Annotated in this window: 19 protein-coding genes; 6 read left to right on the forward strand and 13 right to left on the reverse strand. The window is 67.2% G+C overall.

The window, feature by feature from the left end; genetic code table 11:
- Positions 1-14: 14 nt before the first annotated feature.
- From OG225_RS25465 to OG225_RS25480, 4 genes are all read right to left on the reverse strand, one after another.
- Positions 15-1,184 (reverse strand): hypothetical protein, encoded by a 1,170-nt coding sequence (locus OG225_RS25465; protein ID WP_405177583.1) that lies wholly within the window; start codon positions 1,182-1,184, stop codon positions 15-17.
- A complete protein-coding gene (locus tag OG225_RS25470; protein ID WP_216918048.1) occupies positions 1,178-1,747 on the reverse strand; it encodes a DUF4365 domain-containing protein in 570 nt (189 codons plus the stop codon). The genes OG225_RS25465 and OG225_RS25470 overlap by 7 nt, the downstream gene beginning before the upstream one ends.
- Positions 1,748-1,915: 168 nt before the next feature.
- Positions 1,916-2,872, reverse strand: a complete 957-nt coding sequence (locus OG225_RS25475) for an electron transfer flavoprotein subunit alpha/FixB family protein (RefSeq protein WP_109528131.1) — start codon at positions 2,870-2,872, stop codon at positions 1,916-1,918.
- A gap of 94 nt (positions 2,873-2,966) precedes the next feature.
- Positions 2,967-3,752, reverse strand: coding sequence for an electron transfer flavoprotein subunit beta/FixA family protein (locus tag OG225_RS25480; protein WP_405177584.1), 786 nt, complete (start codon positions 3,750-3,752; stop codon positions 2,967-2,969).
- Positions 3,753-3,944: 192 nt separating this feature from the next.
- Here OG225_RS25480 and OG225_RS25485 point away from each other — a divergent pair, with 192 nt between their 5' ends.
- Genes OG225_RS25485 through OG225_RS25495 form a run of 3 tightly spaced genes read left to right on the forward strand, consistent with a single transcriptional unit; the run spans position 3,945 to position 7,674 of the window.
- Positions 3,945-4,772 (forward strand): class I SAM-dependent methyltransferase, encoded by an 828-nt coding sequence (locus OG225_RS25485; RefSeq protein ID WP_405177585.1) that lies wholly within the window; start codon positions 3,945-3,947, stop codon positions 4,770-4,772.
- Entirely contained in the window at positions 4,769-6,415 is a 1,647-nt protein-coding gene (locus OG225_RS25490; protein ID WP_405177586.1) for a 1,4-alpha-glucan branching protein domain-containing protein, read from the forward strand. The genes OG225_RS25485 and OG225_RS25490 overlap by 4 nt, the downstream gene beginning before the upstream one ends.
- Complete coding sequence (locus OG225_RS25495; RefSeq protein ID WP_405177587.1) at positions 6,412-7,674, forward strand: glycosyltransferase family 4 protein; 1,263 nt, start codon at positions 6,412-6,414, stop codon at positions 7,672-7,674. The genes OG225_RS25490 and OG225_RS25495 overlap by 4 nt, the downstream gene beginning before the upstream one ends.
- A 13-nt stretch (positions 7,675-7,687) precedes the next feature.
- On the opposite strand, the gene OG225_RS25500 is transcribed toward OG225_RS25495, so the two are convergent.
- Entirely contained in the window at positions 7,688-8,971 is a 1,284-nt protein-coding gene (locus OG225_RS25500; protein WP_405177588.1) for a PQQ-binding-like beta-propeller repeat protein, read from the reverse strand.
- Positions 8,972-9,405: 434 nt separating this feature from the next.
- Between OG225_RS25500 and OG225_RS25505 the strand changes: the two genes are divergently transcribed.
- Positions 9,406-10,155: an acyltransferase gene (locus OG225_RS25505; protein ID WP_405177589.1), complete on the forward strand. Its 750-nt coding sequence runs from the start codon at positions 9,406-9,408 to the stop codon at positions 10,153-10,155.
- Positions 10,156-10,229: 74 nt separating this feature from the next.
- Positions 10,230-10,769 (forward strand): DUF1697 domain-containing protein, encoded by a 540-nt coding sequence (locus OG225_RS25510; protein WP_405177590.1) that lies wholly within the window; start codon positions 10,230-10,232, stop codon positions 10,767-10,769.
- A 31-nt stretch (positions 10,770-10,800) separates the two neighbouring features.
- Here the strand turns inward: OG225_RS25510 and OG225_RS25515 are convergent, their stop codons facing one another.
- The 8 genes from OG225_RS25515 to ctaD form a co-directional block, all read right to left on the reverse strand.
- A complete protein-coding gene (locus OG225_RS25515; RefSeq protein WP_405177591.1) occupies positions 10,801-11,994 on the reverse strand; it encodes a THUMP-like domain-containing protein in 1,194 nt (397 codons plus the stop codon).
- Positions 11,994-12,971, reverse strand: coding sequence for a class I SAM-dependent methyltransferase (locus tag OG225_RS25520; protein WP_216912040.1), 978 nt, complete (start codon positions 12,969-12,971; stop codon positions 11,994-11,996). Before OG225_RS25520 ends, OG225_RS25515 begins: the two co-directional genes overlap by 1 nt.
- A gap of 337 nt (positions 12,972-13,308) precedes the next feature.
- On the reverse strand, positions 13,309-14,085 hold the full coding sequence (locus OG225_RS25525; RefSeq protein WP_405177592.1) for an enoyl-CoA hydratase-related protein: 777 nt from the start codon (positions 14,083-14,085) through the stop codon (positions 13,309-13,311).
- Between the two features lie 63 nt (positions 14,086-14,148).
- Positions 14,149-14,985, reverse strand: a complete 837-nt coding sequence (locus OG225_RS25530; RefSeq protein ID WP_405177593.1) for an NUDIX hydrolase — start codon at positions 14,983-14,985, stop codon at positions 14,149-14,151.
- A gap of 142 nt (positions 14,986-15,127) precedes the next feature.
- Positions 15,128-15,961, reverse strand: a complete 834-nt coding sequence (locus tag OG225_RS25535) for an ABC transporter ATP-binding protein (protein WP_216912034.1) — start codon at positions 15,959-15,961, stop codon at positions 15,128-15,130.
- A 348-nt stretch (positions 15,962-16,309) separates the two neighbouring features.
- Positions 16,310-17,149: a peptidyl-tRNA hydrolase gene (locus tag OG225_RS25540; RefSeq protein ID WP_405177594.1), complete on the reverse strand. Its 840-nt coding sequence runs from the start codon at positions 17,147-17,149 to the stop codon at positions 16,310-16,312.
- Between the two features lie 327 nt (positions 17,150-17,476).
- A complete protein-coding gene (serB, locus tag OG225_RS25545) occupies positions 17,477-18,697 on the reverse strand; it encodes a phosphoserine phosphatase SerB (protein WP_405177595.1) in 1,221 nt (406 codons plus the stop codon).
- A 188-nt stretch (positions 18,698-18,885) separates the two neighbouring features.
- Entirely contained in the window at positions 18,886-20,628 is a 1,743-nt protein-coding gene (gene ctaD / locus OG225_RS25550; RefSeq protein WP_216912030.1) for a cytochrome c oxidase subunit I, read from the reverse strand.
- 274 nt (positions 20,629-20,902) lie between these two features.
- Here ctaD and OG225_RS25555 point away from each other — a divergent pair, with 274 nt between their 5' ends.
- Entirely contained in the window at positions 20,903-21,697 is a 795-nt protein-coding gene (locus OG225_RS25555; protein ID WP_405177596.1) for a VOC family protein, read from the forward strand.
- Positions 21,698-21,767: the final 70 nt, after the last annotated feature.

Consider the following 21,767-nt stretch of genomic DNA (forward strand, 5'->3'; position numbering starts at 1 on the left):
TCATCGAGTCGGGTTCACCCTCGGCTCGTATCGGTCTCCCGATCGATGAAACTCGGGTCCACGGCTATGGCGCCGGTCAACCGCCAGGCTCCGCGTTCGAAGATCAGATCGCCGGAGACGACGATCGGCTGTCGACTCCGGTGTGCGCGGATAGCCCATTCGTATTCCTCGCCCGCCAGTGGCACATGTACTTTCCGGAGGCGTCCGTCGACATGAGTCGACAGCACGATGCTGGTAGTTTCCGAGTCTCCGTCCCCGAGGTCGTCGCGATTGAGAGTGCGTACCGTTCCCAGAAGAATTTGATGCCTCGAAGGCTCCTCGCGGCGCACCAGTCTTTCGCGCACACGCGGCAGACCCGCCATCGCATTGCGGTCCACGACGATTCGCGAGATACCCACCTCGGGCGGGGGCGCGGCGGCTGCCCAGTCGAACGACAGATCCAGCGCGCGCAGCGCTTCCGGCTGGGTCAAATCCTGCACCGATTCCACCAGCGCCGCACTGAGCCCGAGCTGTCCGGCACAGTCGAGGGCGGCCTCGTCCCAGGTGAGCGCCAGTTGCCGAGTCGACCTCAATCCGGTGGCGAGCGTCGTCATCACTCTGCGAGGGAACGGCGCGCTGGCGTTCACCTCGTTTTCCGGCGACGGATCACCGAGCCGTGTGACCACCGTGAACACGAAACTCCCGCGTTTGGTGTGTCCGAATCGGATGTCCTCTTCGAGGAAGTTCGTCACGATCGCCGACCTGCTACCGCGATGGGAGTGAGTCGGATCATCGGCGGTCGTAGCGGCAGCCTTCATCATCGTGAACAAGGCCTCCAGCGACTTCTCCGCCTGGCGGAACGGGATGGTCGCATCGACCATTTCCTGATCGAGACGGACGAAGAACAGATCTGCCCGTGCAGCCGCGATTCGTTCGGCCAACACAGCCGGATCCCAATCGTAGATCGTGGCGAGCGCCTGGAGCGTCTCACTGAAACGTCGCGGAAAGTCGATGAAGTCGGTGGCCAAGGGCAGCATGATCCGGCCGCGAACACCGTCCGCACCGGGAAGCTTCCAGATTTCCTTGACATCGTGGTCGCGGGTCTCCAACTCCCACTCGTGGGTCGCTAGATACTGCGAAACGGCAGGCGGCGACAACGTGGACGCGATCTCACGGAGCGTGTCGAGCGGTGCGCTGTTCACCATTGCCCTCCTTCGCCTATGGTCCGCATGATGGCGTTCAACCCGTCTACGTCGAACAGATTCTTTCGCGGCAGATGGACCGTCTTGCTGCCCTTATCATCATCCATTCCTCCGAGATTTGCGGCGTACTCCCAGTACATCCGGCTCGAACTGGTCAATCCCGCCTCCGACAGGTCGACCAGTTCGTCGGGGTTCTCGGGGATCAACAGGACGGCGAGTAGGGCTGGGATATATCTCTTCGGATTCACCAGCTTGACGAATCGGTCGCGCTCCATCGACCAGGCCAGATGGTCGGCGCCCAGACGCCTGTGCTGTGTCGTGCACTTCAGCTGCATATCGAATTCCGGGCAGTAGTACTTCGAATACTCGGCGGAGGCGACGATCGTGATATCGACACCGTCATAGTCGGTCTCGTGACTCTTGATGGAACAACCTGCCGCGGCCGCGACGAGGCGGATGAATCCGAGACTGAACTGTTCTTGCCTCGCGGTGATAGGCAGTGCATCGCATGGAATCCCGGATTCCGCCGACTCCCGCCCACGGCTCGCCATGTCGATATCGGTCACGCATCCCCCTGCTCGAGTCCCCGGCACAAGCGCTGGACCACTCTAGCCCAATCCGCTTGCCCGTCCTGGCTTTTCGTTTCGATCACCACTGCGGTGGCGGTGTCGAAACGCGGAACGGCCCCGGACGGGTGTCCGGGGCCGTTCTGTGAATCGGTGGGGCGGAAGGGCTCAGCCCTTGTGCGCCTTGACCGCTTCGGTCAGCTGCGGGGCGACGTTGAACAGGTCGCCGACGATGCCGTAGTCCGCGATCTCGAAGATCGGGGCCTCTTCGTCCTTGTTGACCGCGACGATGGTCTTCGAGGTCTGCATGCCCGCGCGGTGCTGGATGGCGCCGGAGATGCCGAGGGCGACGTAGAGCTGCGGGGAGACCGTCTTACCGGTCTGACCCACCTGGAACTGGCCCGGGTAGTAACCCGAGTCGACCGCGGCGCGGGACGCGCCGACGGCGGCACCCAGCGAATCGGCCAGCGCTTCGACGACCGAGAACTTGTCGGCGGAACCGACACCGCGGCCACCGGAGACGACGATGCCCGCCTCGGTGAGCTCGGGACGATCGCCACCGGTGACGGTCTCGCGCGAGGTCACCTTGACGACGCCGTCTTCCTGCGCCGGAACCTCGACGGTGACCTTCTCGCCCGCGCCCGCCTGCGCCGACGCCTCGACCGCGCCGGGACGCACCGAGATCACCGGCACGTCGCCGGTGGCCTTGGCCTCGACGGTGAAGGCGCCACCGAAGATGGAATGCACGGCGGTGCCGTCGGCCTTGACGTCGATGACGTCGACCAGCAGGCCGGAGCCGATGCGGGCGGCGAGGCGGCCCGACACCTCCTTGCCTTCGGCGGTGGCGGCGACGATGACGGCGGCGGGCGAGATGGACTCGACCAGACCGGCCAGCACGTCGACCTTCGGGGTCACCAGGTAGTTCTCGACATCGTCGGATTCGGCGATGTAGATCTTCTCCGCACCGGCGGCGGCCAGCGCGTCGGCCAGCTTCTCGCCGGTTCCCGCGGCACCGAGTACCACGGCGGCGGGCTCACCGAGGGCGCGGCCCGCGGTGAGGAGTTCGGTGCTGACCTTCTTGATCGCACCGTCGGCGTGCTCGACGAGCACAAGTACTTCTGCCATTGTGTTCTCTCCTAAGCAGTCTCAGTCCCGGAGAGCGCGACGTTCACGTGACGGCTCGTCCGGGTGCGGTTGTCCCGCAACGACGTGGCGACGATCAGATGATCTTCTGGCCGACGAGGTACTGGGCGATCTTGGTGCCGCCGTCGCCTTCGTCCGCGATCTTCTCGCCCGCGGTGCGCGGCGGCTTCGGGGTCGAGGCGGTGACGGTGGTGCCCGCGTTGGCGACACCGACGGTCGACGGATCGACGCCCAGGTCGGCCAGCGTCAGGGTCTGCACTTCCTTCTTCTTCGCGGCCATGATGCCCTTGAAGGAGGGGAAGCGCGGCTCGTTGATCTTCTCGGTGACCGAGACGATCGCGGGAAGGGTCGCCTCGAGCTTGAAGACGCCATCGTCGGTCTCGCGCTCACCGGTGATCTTCTCGCCGTCGACGACGAGCTTGCGCAGGTGGGTCAGCTGCGGCAGGCCGAGGTATTCGGCGATGATCGCCGGAACCGCGCCCGCGCGACCGTCGGTGGCCTCGTTACCGGCGATGACCAGTTCGACACCCTCGACCTGGCCGAGAGCGGAGGCGAGCACCCACGCGGTCTGCACGGCGTCGGACCCGTGGATCGCGGGGTCGTTGATGTGGATGGCCTTGTCGGCGCCCATGGACAGCGCCTTGCGGATGGCCTCGGTGGCGCGGTCCGGACCGGCGGCCAGCACGGTGACCTCGCCGCCCTGGGCCTCCTTGATCAGCAGCGCCTCTTCGACGGCGCGTTCGTTGATCTCGTCGAGGACGGCGTCGGCGGCCTCGCGATCGAGGGTGTAGTCACCATCGGTCAGCTTGCGCTCGGACCAGGTGTCAGGAACCTGCTTGATGAGTACGACGATGTTCGGCATCGGTCTTCGTCGACCTCCTGTTCTGGGGACGTGTATCCGGTGGTCGCACGAGCATTGGCCGTACGTCCGTGTGAGTAGCTCGGGCGTGACACTACCCTACGTTAAGTTACCCGTGGGTAACTTACGGGCGCAGCCCCCACAACAGCGGTCCGGGCTATATCGTGCGCGGGCCCTACCAGTAACGTCGGACCGATGAGCGAGGCTGTGATCCCTGCCGCACCGATCGACCCGACGGTCATGACTGCCCCCGGAACGGTCGCCGACACCGACCACCGAGACGGCGAGACGCTTCCGCTGACCGGCGAGCGCACCGTCCCCGGCATCGCCGAAGAGAACTACTGGTTCCGCAGGCACGAGGTCGCCTATGCCCGACTGCTCGATCGTTGCGCGGGAAAGACCGTACTGGAAGCCGGATCCGGCGAGGGCTACGGTGCCGACATGATCGCGGGCGTCGCGGCGAAGGTGACCGGACTCGACTACGACGCGGGCGCGGTCGCCCATGTGCGCGAACGTTATCCGCGTGTGGAGATGATCCAGGGCAATCTCGCCGATCTCCCCCTCGACGACGATTCGGTCGATGTCGTGGTGAATTTCCAAGTGATCGAACATCTGTGGGATCAGGGGCAGTTCCTGCGGGAATGCCTGCGGGTGCTGCGCTCGGGCGGCGAACTGCTCATCAGCACGCCGAACCGGATCACCTTCTCCCCGGGTCGCGACACCCCGCTCAACCCGTTCCACACCCGCGAACTCGACGCGGCCGAACTCGCGGAACTGCTGGTGGAGGCCGGATTCGAGGTGTCACGAATGATCGGTGTGCACCACGGTCCGAATCTGCGCGCGCTCGACGCCAAACACGGCGGGTCCTTCATCGACGCCCAGATCGAGCGCGCGCTGGCCGGACAGCCGTGGCCCGCCGATCTCACCGCCGACGTCGCCGCGGTCACCATCGATGATTTCGCCCTGCTCGCCGAGGATATCGACGCGAGCCTGGACTTGGTCGCCATCGCGGTGAAGCCTTGAGCGAGGTACCCGGCCAGTTCACCCTCGTCCTGCACTCCCACCTCCCGTGGCTGGCCCATCACGGCCGCTGGCCGGTGGGCGAGGAATGGCTCTACCAATCGTGGGCCGCGTCCTATCTGCCCCTCGTCGACGTCCTGAGAACCCTTGCGGCAGAAGGACGTTCCCATCTGCTGACGTTGGGTATCACGCCGGTTCTCGCGGCGCAGCTCGACGATCCGCACTGCCTGGCGGGTATGCATCACTGGCTGGGCAACTGGCAGCTGCGCGCCGACGAGGCGGCGATGGCGGGCAATGTCGCGCTCGGACGTCACGAACACCGGCTGGCGGCACAGGCTCTCGCGGATTTCGAGACCAACTGGCGTCACGGCGCCGCACCGGTGTGGCGACAGCTGATCGACGCGGAAACCATCGAACTGCTCGGCGGCCCGCTGGCACATCCGTTCCAACCGCTGCTCGACCCGCGGCTTCGGGCATTCCAGCTGGCAGAAGGCCTGGCTGACGCGCATCAGCGCTGGGGTCACACACCGCGCGGCATCTGGGCTCCCGAATGCGGCTACACCCCGGGCATGGAGGTCGGTTACGCCGACGCCGGTGTGACACATTTCATGGTCGACGGCCCCGCGCTGCGCGGCGACAGCTCACTCGGACGCCCGGTCCGCGAGTCCGATGTGATCGCGTTCGGACGCGATCTGCACGTGAGTTACCGGGTCTGGTCACCCAAATCGGGCTATCCGGGACAGTCCGCCTACCGTGATTTTCATCACTACGATCACGCCACCGGGCTCAAGCCGTCGCGGGTCACCGGCAAGTCGGTGGAGGGTCCGGACAAGGCGCCCTACGATCCCGAACTCGCCGCCGCCGCCGCCGGGCGCGATGTCGACGATTTCGTGCGGACCGTGGTGGAGCGACTGCGCTCGGAATCCGCGCGCATCGGCCGTCCCGCGCTGGTCGTGGCCGCGTTCGACACCGAACTCTTCGGCCACTGGTGGCACGAGGGGCCGCAATGGCTGGCCCAGGTACTGCGCGCGCTGCCGGAGGCGGGCGTCACCGTCGGCACGCTGGCCGACGCGCGGGATCGCGGCTTCGTCGGTGATCCGGTGCCGCTGGCGGACTCCTCGTGGGGTTCGGGCAAGGACTGGCGCGTCTGGGCCGGGGATCAGGTCCGTGACCTGGTCGAACTCAACGACGAGATCGTCAGGCTTACCCTGGACACGGTCGACAAGATGCGCGAATCGCAAGGTGACGCGCCGTCGCCGCGCGACCCTGTCGCCGACCAATTGCTGCGCGAGGCCATTCTGACCGTCTCCAGCGACTGGGCCTTCATGGTCAGCAAGGACTCCGCCGCCGGATACGCGAGGGAACGCGCGCACCAGCACGCGCACGCCGTTCGGGAGATCGCCGCGGCCGTCGGCGCGGGCCAGGTCGCCAAAGCGGGGCAGTTGGCGGCAGGATGGGGGGCGGCAGACGGACTCTTCCCCGCACTGGACGCGCGACGACTGGGGGTTGGGCACCGGGCCACCGCGCCGGAGCAGGCTACCGCTGTCGGTTCGGACGACAGCACCGCCGAGTCGGGCGCCGCCGCGCCGGTCTCGGATGCGGAACGAGCATCCGCCTCAGTACCGGTTGGAGAAAAACACATATGAAGATTCTGATGGTGTCGTGGGAGTACCCACCGGTCGTCGTCGGTGGGCTCGGCAGGCATGTGCACCACCTCGCCACCGAACTGGCCTTCGCGGGCCACGAGGTGGTCGTGCTGGCGCGACGTCCATCGGGAACGGATTCCTCCACCCATCCCACCCACTCCTTCATCGCCGAGGGCGTGCTCGTGGTCGCCGTCGCCGAGGATCCGCCGTGCTTCGATTTCGGCGAGGACATGCTGGCCTGGACGCTGGCCATGGGCCACGCCATGGTGCGCGCCGGGATCGCGCTGGGCAAACCGGGTATCGGCGACGGCTGGATCCCGGACGTGGTGCACGCGCACGACTGGCTCGTCGCCCACCCATCCATCGCGCTGGCCGAATACTACGACGTGCCACTGGTTTCCACGATCCACGCCACCGAGGCCGGGCGGCACAGCGGCTGGGTCGCCGGCAAGGTCAACAAACAGGTCCATTCGGTCGAATGGTGGCTCGCCAACGAATCCGACGCGCTCATCACCTGTTCGACGTCCATGCGCGACGAGGTGGAACGCCTCTACGGCCCCGAGCGCATCCCGATGACGGTGATCCGCAACGGAATCGACGTGGGCGCGTGGACATTCCGGCCGCGCGCGCCGCGATCGGGACCACCGCGGCTGCTCTACGTCGGACGGCTGGAATACGAGAAGGGCGTACAGGACGCGATCGCCGCTCTGCCACGCATCCGCCGCGCCCACCCCGGAACGACGCTGACCATCGCGGGTATCGGCACCCAGTTCGAATGGTTGCGCGAACGCGCCAGGGTGCATCGGGTCGCGCGCGCGGTCACCTTCGCCGGACAACTCGACCATGAGGGACTGCTCGGCTGGCTGCACGGCGCGGACGCGATCGTGCTGCCCAGCCGGTACGAACCCTTCGGCATCGTCGCACTCGAAGCCGCCGCGGCGGGAACCCCGCTCATCACCTCCACCGCGGGCGGCCTCGGCGAGGCGGTCATCGACGGGGTGACCGGCGCTTCCTTCGAACCCGCCGATGTGGACGGCCTCGTCGAGGCGGTCCGGGCCACCCTCGACGACCCCGCCGCCACCCAGGACCGGGCCTACGCGGCACGGGAGCGGCTCACCGCCGATTTCGCCTGGGATGTGGTCGCCAAAGAGACCGCGCTGGTCTACTCATCGGCCAAACGCCGGGTGCGCAATCCCCTCGGACGCCCGAATATCGTGGAACGTCCACTGCCGGAACGCGATCCGAACCAGCCGAGCTGACCGTTCGTGCCCGCTACTTCTCGGGCACGAACGCGAAGACCTCACCGAGGCGAGTGGCGAGGACGACCTCGCCGTCCGCCGAGATCGACGTCCCCGTCGTCGTGCCCTCGGCCTCGGGCAATACGTCGGAGTCGATCGTGTCGCCGGTCCGCGTATCGAAGGTGATCAGATTCAGTCCGGCGCCGATCGCCGCGACGGTGTAGCCGGTATGGCCCGCGGTCTGGACCGGGGTCCCGCGCAGCACGAGATCCTTACGCTCCCAAGCCATCTCGGATGCCTCACCCCTGTCGCGCAGCGCGAGCAGATAGCCTTCGTCCCCGGCGGGGATCACTAGGCCGTCCGAGGAGACCGAGATGCCGCCGCGCGGAGCGAAACCGAGCGAACGCACCCACCTGGTGCGACCGTCGGCGGCGTCCACCGCGATCAGCCGACCCGAATTGTCACCGACGTAGATGGTGGCGCCGTCCGGGGAAACCGCGGGACTCGTCCCGCTTCCGCCGGACAGCACATTCGCCCGCCACTCCTCGACCACCTTGCCGTCGCGGTAGCGCAACGCCACCAGCGCGGCCACGGGTTCACCGGGCTGCCACAACGTCAGGAAGAAACGGCCGGAATCGGCGTCGACGGCGGATATATTCGCCACCGAACACTGCGGACCACCGCTCGGACAATCATCGAGCCCCTGGCCGGAAACCGGACGGGCCAGATCCGGATGGGCGAGGAAATCCGGCTCGCCCAGCAATTGGACGGTCGTCACCTCACGATGACCGGTCTGCCTGCTCAACACATCGACCTGACCGGACTGCGTCACCGTCAACAGATTCCCGTCACCGGTGAACTGCACCGAAACCGGAACCCCGGCAACGGGAGTGCGCCAGCGCGGCTGCCCCAGATTGTTGAACGAATTCACCCCGCCGTCGTCACCGACATAGACATTGCTGACCCCGTCGACCACCGAAGGCGAGGAAACCGCGCTCGGGCCCAACTGACTACAGAAACGTTTACGCCCCGTCGGCATCTGGAACGACAGCATCGCGCAACCGTTGGCGGTGCGGGTGGTGAGGAACAACTGCCCCTCCGAGCCGATCGTCACGGGACGCGTGATCGGCCCACCCGACGGACGTGACCAGCTCAGCGCCATCCTCTTGGCGCCAGTCACCGAGGTCGCGCCGCCGTTGCGGCCGTCGTGATACGCGGCGGGCCAGCCGACACCCGCGCCGACCGTGATGTCATCGACATCGGTGCCGCAGCCGGTGACCACGAGCGCGCCGAGTGCGGATAGGACGAACGCGCGCATGGGAAGACGCGGCTTACCGGATCCAGCCCGTACGCTGCCGATTCGCACCTGCTGTTCTCCCCTCGGGTCGTTGGCCGAAGTTAGTCTATTGGCGGGCTCTAGTAGTGGCGGCCCGGGGGCCGCGGGTTCGCGGCCCTTCTTGTCTCGCGTCCGAGCGGTCGAGACTCGCGACTTCGTCGCATTGTCTCGACCGCTCGGACGCGAGACGGCCGCGAACGGGCGCTCGTAAGACTCGCTCCGTGGGGGTAGGTGTTGTGGGGGACGTGAACTGGTGGTACCGGCGGGCGGGAGTTCTGGGGCGTGGCGGAGGGGGCCGGGGGTGCCGAACATTTGTTCAGCATGCCCGCGACCTCGTACTGCCGGGGGCGAAAGTACTCTGTGAAGCCACAGACACACCCGGACGCCTGCCGGGGAGATACGACGGGAGACGGATCGTGACGAGCATGTGGGGCGCGCCGTTGCGCTCGCGGTGGCGGGGGTCGCGTCGCCGGGATCCGCAGCAGGCGCGATTTCTGACGACGGCATCGCTGCGGTGGGTGCTCGCGAATCGCGCCTACACGCCGTGGTATCTGGTCCGCTATTACCGGCTGTTCAAGTTCAAGGCGGCCAATCCGCATATCGTGCTGCGCGGGATGGTGTTCCTCGGTAAGAACGTCGAGGTCCACTCGACGCCGGAACTGAGCCGGATGGAAATCGGGCGGTGGGTCCACATCGGGGACGGCAATGCCATCCGCTGCCACGAAGGGTCCCTGCGCATCGGCGACAAGGTGGTCTTCGGCAAGGACAATGTGGTCAACACCTACCTCGATATCGAGATCGGGGAATCGACCCTGGTCGCCGACTGGTGCTACATCTGCGATTTCGACCATCGGATGGACGATATCGGCACCCCCATCAAGGACCAGGGCATCGTGAAGGGTCCGGTGCGCATCGGCCCCGACACCTGGATCGCCGCCAAGGTGACCGTGCTGCGCGATACCCGTGTCGGGCGCGGGTGCGTGCTCGGCGCGCACGCGGTGGTCAAGGGCGAGATCCCCGATTTCGGCATCGCGGTGGGCGCACCGGCCAAGGTGGTCAAGAACCGCAAGGCGGCCTGGGAGGCCGGGGCCGAGGAGCGCGCGAAATACGTTGCCGCGCTGGAGGATATCGAGCGCAAGAAGAACGGCGTCGCCCAGCAGGCCTGAGCGGGGCGCGCGGAGCGGACACGGCCGTGGCCGATCACGTCGGCTTGTCGGCGGCATCGGCTACGGTCGGCGATATGAACAGGTACGCGGCCCTGCTGCGCGGGATCATGCCGAGTAACCCGAACATGCGCAACGACAAACTGCGCGGGGTGTTCGAAGGGCTCGGATTCGACAAGGTGGCGACACTGCTGTCCAGCGGCAATGTCGTCTTCCACTGCGACGAGACCGACGAACCCGCCCTCGAGGACCGCATCCAGGAGGCGCTGAACCGGGAACTCGGCATCCCCGGCGGCACCATCGTGCGCGGCTTCGAGGATCTGCGAGAACTGGTCGACCGTGATCCTTTCACCGGGCTGAAACACGAGCGCGGGTCGTATCTCACGGTGACGTTCTTCAAGGATCAGCGGCCCGAGGTCACATCGCCCGCGTCGGTCGACGAACTCACCCGCGTCATCGGCTACGACGAATCCGCCCGCGCCTTCCTGACCGTCATCGACAACAGCACCCCGAAAACCACCGATTTCATGGCGTGGCTCGACCGGACCTACGGCAAGGACATCACCACCCGCACATTTCTCACCGTGCAGAAGATCGTCAAGAAGCTCGACACCTGACGGCGGGATCGTCACTTCGAGGTGTCGCGATTCAGTGCCCGTCGGCGCGATGCGCGGTGCACAGGAAGACACAGGCGGCGCGCCCTATTCGCGTGATCACCAAGGTATACGGCTGGGCCCCACGGAGTTTGAGACGCTGACGCAACGCGTCCGGATCGACGTCGACGCCGCGCACCAGGATCTCCAGCGCGCCGCAGTCGCGTCGCACGAGTTCCTTGCGCAAGGTCTTCTCGCGCAACTCCATACGATCGACGATGCGGAAGCCGCGCATTCCGTCGGGGACGCTGTCGCCGGTGAGATAGGCGATACGCGGATCCAATTGCCACAGACCGTATCTCGCGGCGTAGTGGCGAACCAGTCCGGCACGGACGACGGCCCCGTCCGGGTCGATGATCCACTCCCCCGGCGGCCGCTCCGGGATCTCGTCGGCGTCGGCGTCGGTCAGCTCGAATACCGCGCCCGAGGAGGACAGCACACTCGCGCGCCGGGTGACGCCGGTGTCGGTCAGTCCGGGCGACCACAGGCAGGCCTCGCGCACGGCGCCGTCGAGGGAGACGACCTCGATCTCTCCCGCCCAGTCCAGACGGTCGAAATCCAATCCCGGCGCGCACTTCACCGCCAGATCCCGACCCGCGTACGCGGACAGCAGATCGGGCAGCGGCGGTTGCAGGGCGGCGGGGTCGTTGGTGCGCCTGCCCTCGGTCCTGCGGGCGGGGTCGGCGACGACGACGGTGCCGACGGTGACCGGGCGCAGCGCGTCGGCCCGTAGGAGCAGGACCGCGCGACCGGCCGTGGTCGGCGTCGCGGCGAGATTGTTCGCGGCCATCGCCAAGCGGACGTCGTCCAGGTCGCTGCCGATGACGGTCGGGCAGGTGCGGGCGAGTTCGACGAGTTCGGCCCCGATGGAGCAGGTGACGTCGTGGACCGCGCGACCGGCCAGCCGGTGCGCGCGCTGCCTGGCCACCAGGGTCGGGGTCGCCTGCTGCATCGCGTCGTCGGTGAACAGCCATTGCCGCGCGTCGAGCAGTTTGCGCGCTGCCCGGCGACGCAGCCGCACGGTGCCGACGAGGGCAGCGGCGGACGCGGCGTATCGGCGACGCACCTGTTCGAGATCGCGCAGGTGCGTCGCGGGCGTCAGCTCCAGCCCGTCCACCTCGGCGAGCGCGGCGCGACCCGCCGCGCCGCCGAGGAAGTCGACGTCCTCCCGGCTGAAGCCGTAGCCCACTACTTGCCCGAAGCGCCCGGCTTCACGCCGGTGATCATGGCGTTGTAGAACAGCTGCCTGGGCACCACGCGGCTCATGATCTTCTCATCCAGCCAGCTCAGTCCCAACCAGGCGCGGTACATCGCCAGTCGGTAGCCCATGCTGAGTTTCTCGGCGGGCACGGCGGCCTCGAAGGTACGCACCGGCCAGCCCCACAGCGCGGCGGCGAATTCCTCGGTGGTGGCCTTGACCTCGATCGCACCGGCCGAACGCGCCATCGTCTCGAGATGACTCGGATCGAAGGTGTGCAGGTCGACGACGGCTTCCAGCGCCGCGGCGCGCGAGGACTCGTCGAGTTCCTCCTGCGGCCGACGCCATCCGGCGAGTGCGGGCAGTTTGGTGACGGTCGTGGTGATCTTCCAGGTGATGCGGCCGAGCCAGCGGGCGTAGAAATTGCCGACGGTCGTCGGCTCGCCCGCGAAGACGAACCGCCCGCCCGGCTTGAGCACGCGCAGGCATTCCTTCATCGCCAGTTCCACATCGGGGATGTGGTGCAGCACGGCGTGGCCGACGACCAGGTCGAAGGTGTCGTCGTCGTAGGGGATGGTCTCGGCGTCGGCCACCCGGCCGTCGACATCGAGGCCGAGATGTTCGGCGTTGCGCAGCGCCACCTTGACCATGCCCGGCGACAGATCGGTGACCGACCCGGACTTGGAGATGCCGCCCTGCATCAGGTTCAGCAGGAAGAAGCCGGTGCCACAGCCGAGTTCGAGTGCCCTCTCGTACGGCAGCGGAGCGGGGCCGACAGCGGCGTCGAAACGTCCGCGCGCGTATTCGATACAACGCTCGTCATAGGAGATGGACCATTTGTCGTCATAGGTCTCCGCCTCCCAATCGTGGTAGAGAACCTGAGCGAGTTTCGTATCCTTGCGCGCTGCTTCGACCTCGGCCTCGGTGGCGTGCGGGTTCGGCGCGGGGTCGTCGGGGTGGACCGTCATGGATGCGTAGCCTATCCTCTCTGATGCCTTCGTGGTTCAGCGGACCGGTCGGCGGACGGGCATCGGAGCAGACCCGTCCGGCGGTACCGAACTTGGTCCCTTTCGTTCACTCCCGAGCAATGGTCCGGATCGACGGAACCCTGCGGTTACGCACCGTACGCAGGGGTTCCCGCACGGTGTCGAGCCGAATCCGAGCCGAATGCCCAGGTGAAACGCGTTTCAGTTACTCGTCGGTACTGTCGTGCCGAGTACTCCGCCGTACGCGCCCGACCGAGAGTACAGAGCGCGCGACGTGCTGTCACGGTGCTCAGCATCGGCGCTACTCGACCGCGTTCGCTCAGCGGCCGACGAAGGACGCGGACCCCGGGCCGTCGGCCAGATACGACTCGGTGCCGATGCGACGGTCCTCGGTGCCGAACAGATCGGCCCATTCCGTACGCGCCCGATCCAGACCGTGCGGACCCGCTTCGAACACCGCCTTCGCGGCGGCCAGCGCGCGTGCCGGACCGCCGACGAAACGGCGCGCCCAGCGCAGCGCGGCGGCGTAGACGTCATCGGGCGGGACGACCTCGTCGACGAGTCCGAGCGCCGCGGCCTCCTCGTGTTCGACGAACCGGCCCGTGTACACGAGATCCTTGGCCGCGCCCGGACCGATGAGCAGTGCCAGCCTGCGAATGCCCGCGAGCGGGATGAGACCGGAATTGATCTGCGGGAAGCCGAGTTTGACGTTGTCGCCGACGATGCGACGATCCGCGCCGAGAGCCAGTTCCAGACCGCTGCCGAGCGCGTATCCGCTGATCGCGGCGACGGTGGGCTGCGGAATCCGGCCGAGGCATCCGAGGGCGTCCTGCACATCGGCGGCCATCGCCTCGGCCTGCCCCTGGCTCATCGCCGCGAGTTCGGCGAGATCGTCACCGGCGGAGAAGACGCGTTCGTCGCCGTAGACCACGACGGCGGCGATCGCGCTGTCCGCCGCCACGGCCGCGGCGGCCGCGGCGACCTCGCGCAGCACCTGCACGTTGAACAGGTTCATCGGCGGACGGGCGATCCTGAGCACCGCCACGCCGCGCTCGGCATCGCCCTCGAGCAGATCCAGGGTCACGAATTCGGCCATGGCAGCACGCTACCGTCCGCCTACCCGCAACCCGTCATCCCGGACCGCCGCTCGGATGCGCCGTCACGAGGGACGCGAGGAACCCCGCAACCGGGTGCGGTCGGGCAGATCGGCCAGATAGCGGTGGTTCTCGGGGAAATCGAGGGCGTCGAGGCCGTCGATCTGCGTGAACACGGGCATGATCGGCGTGATCACCGGATCCGCGGCGAAGATCTCGGCGGTCGAGGTGAAACGCGTCAGCGCGTCCAATTGCGACCAGGTCGGCGGCAGCAGCACGGTCGCGCCCGCGCGCCACCGATCCAGCGCGGCGGCGGGGGTGTGCCAGCGCACGTCGTCGGCCTCGGAGGTCGCACCGTCGGCGCGCTGCCCATTCGGCAGGACCGCGACGAAGAAGTAGGTGTCGTAGCGGCGCGGCTCGATGATCGGGGTGACCCAATTCGCCCACGGCCTGAGCAGATCCGCGCGCAGGACGAGAGCCTCCTCTACGAGGAAGGTCGCCAACGACAGTTCGCGGCGTTCGAGTTTGCCCCGGGCCTCCCGGTACCGCGCGCTGTCGGAGACGACGGTGTCGGCGGTCGGACCGGCAAGCAGCACACCGCATTCCTCGAACGTCTCGCGCACGGCCGCGCAGACCAGCGCCTTCGCGCGGGATTCGGAGATCGCGAACTTCTCGGCCCACCACGCGGGTGCGGGACCGGCCCACGCGATCTCCGCGGTGCCGTCCGACGGGTCGACGCCGCCGCCCGGGAAAACTGTCATCCCGGCGGCGAATTCCATCGCCACGACCCGCCGTTGCAGGAATATCTCGGGGCCCGCGTCGCCGTCGCGCACCACCATCACCGTCGAGGCGTCCTTGAGCGGTGGTACCTGAGAGTCAACCGGCGTATCTGTCTCACTCACTCCAGCACCATAACCCCCGTCGATACACCGGGATCGGCTGCCGGGGCCGAGCGACCCGCACCGGGTGTGCTGGCCGTCGAGCCACATACCGCCGACAGGCGAATTCCGGGCAATCGGCGGCGGTCCGACTGCCCGGCGACCCTCATCGCGAGCGGTGTTTACCCGCCCGGCGACTCCTGCGGGCGAAGTACCGCCCGTCGACCCGGTCGAGGGTGATCGACTGACGGAAGGCGTCGCTGAGGTTCTCGGAGGTCAGAACATCGGTCAGCAAACCCTGGGAGACGACCTCACCCTCGTTGAGCAGCAGGCCGTGGGTGAAACCCGGCGGGATCTCCTCGACGTGATGGGTGACCAGCACCATGGCGGGCGCGTCGGCATCGGCGGCGAGATCGCCGAGCCGCTCCACCAATTCCTCACGGCCACCGAGATCCAGGCCCGCGGCCGGTTCGTCGAGCAGAAGCAGTTCCGGGTCGGTCATGAGGGCACGCGCGATCAGCACCCGTTTGCGCTCGCCCTCCGACAGCGTGCCGTAGGTGCGATCGGAAAGATGTTCGGCGCCGAGGCTTTCCAGCATGTCGATGGCGCGGTCGGTGTCGACGTCGTCGTAGCGCTCACGCCAGCGGCCGAGCACCGCGTATCCCGCCGACACCACGAGATCTCTGACTTTCTCGTCGCGCGGCACGCGGCTCGCCACCGCGGCGGAGGACAGTCCGATACGCGGGCGCAATTCGCCCACATCGGTTTTGCCGAGCACTTCGCCGAGCAGATGCGCTATTCCCGAGGTCGGATGCACCTCGGCGGCCGCCATGCGGAGCAGGGAGGTCTTACCCGCGCCGTTGGGTCCTAGGACGACCCAGCGTTCGTCGAGCTCGACCTGCCAGGTGACCGGACCGACGAGGGTGTGACCCGAACGTCGGATTGTCACTTCGGAGAAGTCAATGAGCAGATCGGGATCCGGTTGTGGCACGCGCTCCATCTTGGCTCACATGGGCCGTGGATGCCCGCCCGACCCACGCCGGACGTTCGGATCGTGGCATTCGCGCACGGGATCGGCGGCGGCGAGGCCCTTCGGCCGGGCGAGCGATCCGCTCGCGACCGACCGGAGGGCCACCGTGGGACCGGAACATCCTGGCGACGAGTAGCGCCAGTGGAAACGAGAGCACCAACCAAGCAACGAGAACAAGCATCAGAGTGGACATACGTCGACCTCCTCCGGAGCGGTCTCAATGGACGGGTACCCGAATTCCCCGGGACCGAACCCGGAGTCCGGGATCACGGACTGATCGCCTACCGCGCGCCTTTCGTTAATCGGGTGACGTCGCCGTCACCAGGTCTCGGCAGGCAGCGTAATCACCGTCAGCGAACCCGGAGCGATTTCGGTGAAACCCGCGTCGCGCACCGCCACCGCCGACCCCTCCGACACCCGTTGCCCCAGCGACCGCCAGTGGACCGGATCGGCCTCGCGCACCGAACAACGGTAGCCGCTCGAGGCCCAGCGCCAGGCGAGTTCGGGCGAAAGCGCGCCCGCCAGCAACATACTGGCATGGCCGACCTGGGCGGCGGCCTTGCCCACCGTCATACCCAACTTCGAATTGATCCACAGCACCGGAAGATCCGGGTCCGGCGCTCCCGGTTCGTCGTGGTCCATATCGGTGCCGCCGATCTGCAACCGCCTGATCCGCGGGTCGACGGTGCTGACCGCACCGGGAACCAGCGCCCGCGCCGCGACACCGTCGACCTCGACGGTGACGCCGTCCACCCCGTCGGCCGCCGCCCACTGCGCGCCTCGGGCACGCCTGGCCACCTTGCGGATGCGCGAGTTCTTCCAGGCCAGATATCGGTCCTCCCACGGTCCCTCCGGCCCCACCCGCTCGTCCAGGCACAGCGCGACCACCGACGAGGCGGCGGCGGCCAGCAGGGCACTGCGCGGGGGCGGATCGGCCTTGGGCAGGTGCAACACCATCTGCATGGCCTGCACCTGATCCGGGTCGTCGGGATCACCCGCACCCCCGTAACCCCGCGCCAACTCCGCGTGCCGCACGCGGAACGCCTCGAATCCGGCCGAGGGATCGTAGGGATCGCATTCCGTTCCGAAGGGTGCGTCGTATTCGGTCACCGATGTCGTGCCGCCCCGGGTCCCGGTAGCGCTGTCCGGATCACTCATTCACTCCACCTTGCGTCGACGTGAACTTCCGCGCGGGCTCCACACCGTGGTCCCACGGCCGCGCGTACTCCAACACAAGCGGGCGATCCCCCGCCGCATTCCCGGCGATGGGCCGATCCGACGTCGAACTGCCCCGACGCGATCCGCCTCGCCGTCTCGACATCCGGCGGACGGCGGCAGCGCGACAACACGAGGATTCCCGCAACCCACCCTCCGCATCACCGAATGGCCGACCACCCGAGCCTACCGACTCGGGCCTGGAAAAAATCATGGACCGAATCGGCTCGCGCCGTGGGGATTTCGAGCAAGCCGGACGACGGCCCGCGTTCAGCCGACGATCGGCACCCGGCGCACTCCGCCGTCCCTGGCGTCCGCGGCTTCGACCTCGTCGCGGGTCACACCAAGGATGAACAGCACCGCGTCCAGGTACGGGTGCGACAGCGCCGCGTCGGCGACTTCGCGCAGCGCGGGTTTGGCGTTGAACGCGACGCCCAAGCCTGCCGCGTTGAGCATGTCGATATCGTTCGCGCCGTCACCGACCGCGACGGTCTGCTCCATCGGGACACCGGCCTCGGCGGCGAACGCGCGCAGGGCCGTCGCCTTGAAGGCCCGGTCGACGATCTCGCCCACGACCCGGCCGGTCAGCTTGCCGTCGATGATCTCCAGGGTGTTGGCCTTCACGAAATCCAGTTCCAGTTCGTGCGCGAGCGGCTCGATCACCTGACGGAAGCCGCCTGACACCACACCGCACCGGAAACCGATGCGGCGCAGGGTGCGGATGGTCGTACGGGCGCCCGGCGTGAGCTCGATGCGGTCGGCCACCTCTTCGATGACCGATTCGTCCAGGCCCTCCAGGGTGGCCACCCGCTGACGCAGCGATTCGGCAAAATCCATCTCGCCGCGCATCGCCGCTTCGGTGACTTCCCTGACCTGTTCCTCGACTCCCGCGTGCGCGGCGAGCATCTCGATGACCTCGCCCTGGATGAGGGTCGAGTCGACATCGAACACGATCAGGCGCTTGCTCCGGCGCGCCAGTCCGGCCCGTTCCACCGCGACGTCGATCTGCTCGGCCACCGCGACCTCGGCCAGCGCCGTGCGCAGCCGCGAATCCGTGTCGGCGCCGGTGTCGGTCGCGGTGACCATCAGTTCCATACCCGTCACCGGGTAGTCGGCGATACCGCGAATGGTGTCGATATTCGCGCCGAGGACGGCGAGCTGTCGCGAGACGGCGCTGAAGGCGTGCGCGGTGACCGGGCTGCCGAGAACGACCACCGCGTGGGTCGACATGGGCTGCCTGCCGATGCGCGCGTCCACGTCGACGTCGACGTGCATGCCGACGGTGCTCATCGCTTCCTCGACCTGGTCCTGCAACGATTCGGGATCGCCGGGGCAGGTGACGAGGACGCCGAGGGTCAGATGTCCGCGGATGACGACCTGTTCCACGTCCAACAGGCTGACGTGATGTTTCGACATCGCCGTGAGCAGTACCGACGTCACGCCGGGTCGGTCCGGTCCGGTCACGGTGACGAGAACGATGGTGTCAGCCAAGTCGATGTGCTCCAAGTCCTGTACGCCCTCTCCCTGTGCCGCGTCACCGTTGTCGCTACCATTCGGGGCTTCTACCTCACCAAACGAGTGTGCACCCGCTGGATGACCAGCGGGTGCACACTCGTCGTACGAATCCTAGTGCGCGGCACGACCGCGTGGGTCCGTGACCCCGAGTCGCGGCATCGGCTCTACTTGGTGGCTACCGCGCCCTCGTGGACGTCGGTGGCGTGTTTGCCCGAACCCCAGCCGACGTGGGCCTCGGCCCGCATGCGATCGACCATGTGCGGGTAGTGCAGTTCGAACGCGGGACGCTCGGAGCGGATGCGCGGCAGCTCGTAGAAATTGTGCCGCGGCGGCGGGCAGGTGGTCGCCCATTCGAGCGAGTTGCCGTAACCCCACGGATCGTCGACCGTGACGACCTCGCCGTAGCGGAAGCTCTTGAAGACGTTCCAGATGAACGGGAGCATCGAACTGCCGAGGATGAACGCGCCGATGGTGGAGATGGTGTTCAGCGTGGTGAAACCGTCCGAGGGCAGGTAGTCGGCGTAGCGGCGCGGCATACCCTCCGCGCCCAGCCAGTGCTGCACAAGGAAGGTGGTGTGGAAGCCGATGAAGGTCGTCCAGAAATGCCACTTCGCCAGGCGCTCGTCCATCATGCGGCCGGTGATCTTCGGGAACCAGAAGTAGATGCCCGCGAAGGTGGCGAACACGATGGTGCCGAAGAGCACGTAGTGGAAGTGCGCGACGACGAAGTACGAGTCGGTGACGTGGAAGTCCAGCGGCGGCGAGGCCAGGATGACGCCCGACAGACCACCGAAGAGGAAGGTCACCAGGAAGCCGAGCGACCACAGCATCGGCGATTCGAACGTCAACTGACCGCGCCACATGGTGCCGATCCAGTTGAAGAACTTCACGCCGGTCGGCACCGCGATCAGGAAGGTCATGAACGAGAAGTACGGGAGCAGCACCGCGCCGGTGGCGTACATGTGGTGCGCCCACACCGCGATCGACAGCGCGGCGATACCGAGCGTGGCGTAGACCAGCGTGGTGTAACCGAAGATCGGCTTACGCGAGAAGACCGGGAAGATCTCCGAGACGATGCCGAAGAACGGCAGCGCGATGATGTACACCTCGGGATGCCCGAAGAACCAGAACAGGTGCTGGTACAGCAGGATGCCGCCGGTGGCCGGGTCGTAGATGTGCCCGCCGAGGTGACGGTCGTAGGCGAGGCCGAACAGCGCGGCGGTGAGCAGCGGGAACGCGAGCAGCACGAGCACGCTGGTCACGGCGATGTTCCAGGTGAAGATCGGCATGCGGAACATGGTCATGCCGGGAGCGCGCAGGCAGACCACGGTGGTGAGCATGTTGACGCCGCCGAGGATGGTGCCCAGACCGGAGACCGCCAGGCCGAGGATCCACAGGTCGGTGCCGACACCGGGCGAGTGCAGAATGTCGGTCAGCGGCACGTACGCCGTCCAGCCGAAGTCCGCGGCGCCGCCGGGGGTGATGAAACCCGCGGTCGCCATGCTGGCGCCGAACAGGTACAGCCAGTAGCTGAAGGCGTTCAGTCGCGGGAAGGCGACGTCGGGCGCGCCGATCTGCAACGGCAGCACGATATTGGCGAAACCGAAGACGATCGCGGTCGCGTAGAACAGCAGCATGATCGTGCCGTGCATGGTGAACAGCTGGTTGAACTGCTCGGTCGAGAGGAACTGCAGGCCCGGGCGCGCCAGCTCGGCACGCATGAGCAGCGCCATCAGACCACCGATGAGGAAAAAGCTCGTCGCGGTCACCAGGTACATGACGCCGAGGACCTTGGGGTCGGTCGTCGTGACCATCTTGTACAGGAAAGAACCCTTCGGCCCGGTCCGAGCCGGATACGGTCGAGTCGCTTCCAACTGAGGGACTGGTCTGGGCTCTACCGCAGTCACTGATCCTCCTGAAGATGCCTGTAGGTCGCTTTGCAGGCTCCGCTGCTTGGATCCATTCCGTGACCGGAACAGACGACAGTTCGCTTGCGCTCATGTGATCGTAAACCGTGCAGCCCCGTCGGTCCGCGCGGGTCCTACTCTCTGTCGTATTTCGTTAGAGACAACGAAAGTGCCTGCCGCCGCGGAACCGACCTGGCGTGCACCGATGAGTTCCGCCCCACGTTGACGTCTCCACCCCTACCAGTGTTCGACGACCTGCAAGGAGAGACCGACCATGAAGCACCCCCAGGCAGGCGACCCGGTTTGGGTCGACCTCTACACCGCCGATCCCGACCGCAGCATCGCCTTCTACGGCGAACTCTTCGGCTGGACCGCCGAACGTGGCGGACCGGAATTCGGCGGCTACATCACCTTCCGTAAGAACGGCAAGGCTGTCGCGGGCGGCATGGGCAAGATGCCCGACAGCCCGCAGGGCCCGGATCAGTGGACGGTCTACCTGGCCTCGCCCGACGCGCGCGCCACCGCGGACAAGGCCACGGCGCACGGCGGCACGATCGTCGTCCCGCCGATGGAGGTGGGCGATCTCGGGGTGATGGCGGTGCTCGGCGATCCGGGCGAGGCGGGCGTCGGCATCTGGCAGGCGGGCACCTTCCCCGGCATCGAGACCGCCGCCATCGTCAACGACGGGAAATGGCGCGATCACGACGGCGCGCCGTCTTGGTTCGAACTGCATTCGCGGCGCTACGAAAAGGCACTCGACTTCTATCGCGATGTCTTCGGCTGGGACGACACCCTCGCCATGCCCGAACAGCCCGGATTCCGCTACACCACCATCCATTCGATGAGCCCGATGCGCGGCGGTGTCATGGATGCTTCGGTCCTGCCCGAGGAGGCCCCCGCGGGCTGGACCGTCTACTTCGGCGCCGACGATGTCGACAAGGCCGTCGCGAAGGTGGTCGAACTCGGCGGCACGATTCTCGCCCCGGCCGAGGACACCCCTTACGGCCGCATGGCCTCGGTCGCCGATGCCACCGGAGCGCGTTTCAGCCTGGGCGGCGACGTGGTGTGATCGGTTCGTCGGGGCCCGGCTCCCGGAACGCCTCGCGCGGCGGGAGCCGGGCCCCGACCGCCCGCCCCGC

Source organism: Nocardia sp. NBC_01377 (assembly GCF_045040005.1).
GTDB classification, from domain to species: domain Bacteria; phylum Actinomycetota; class Actinomycetes; order Mycobacteriales; family Mycobacteriaceae; genus Nocardia; species Nocardia noduli.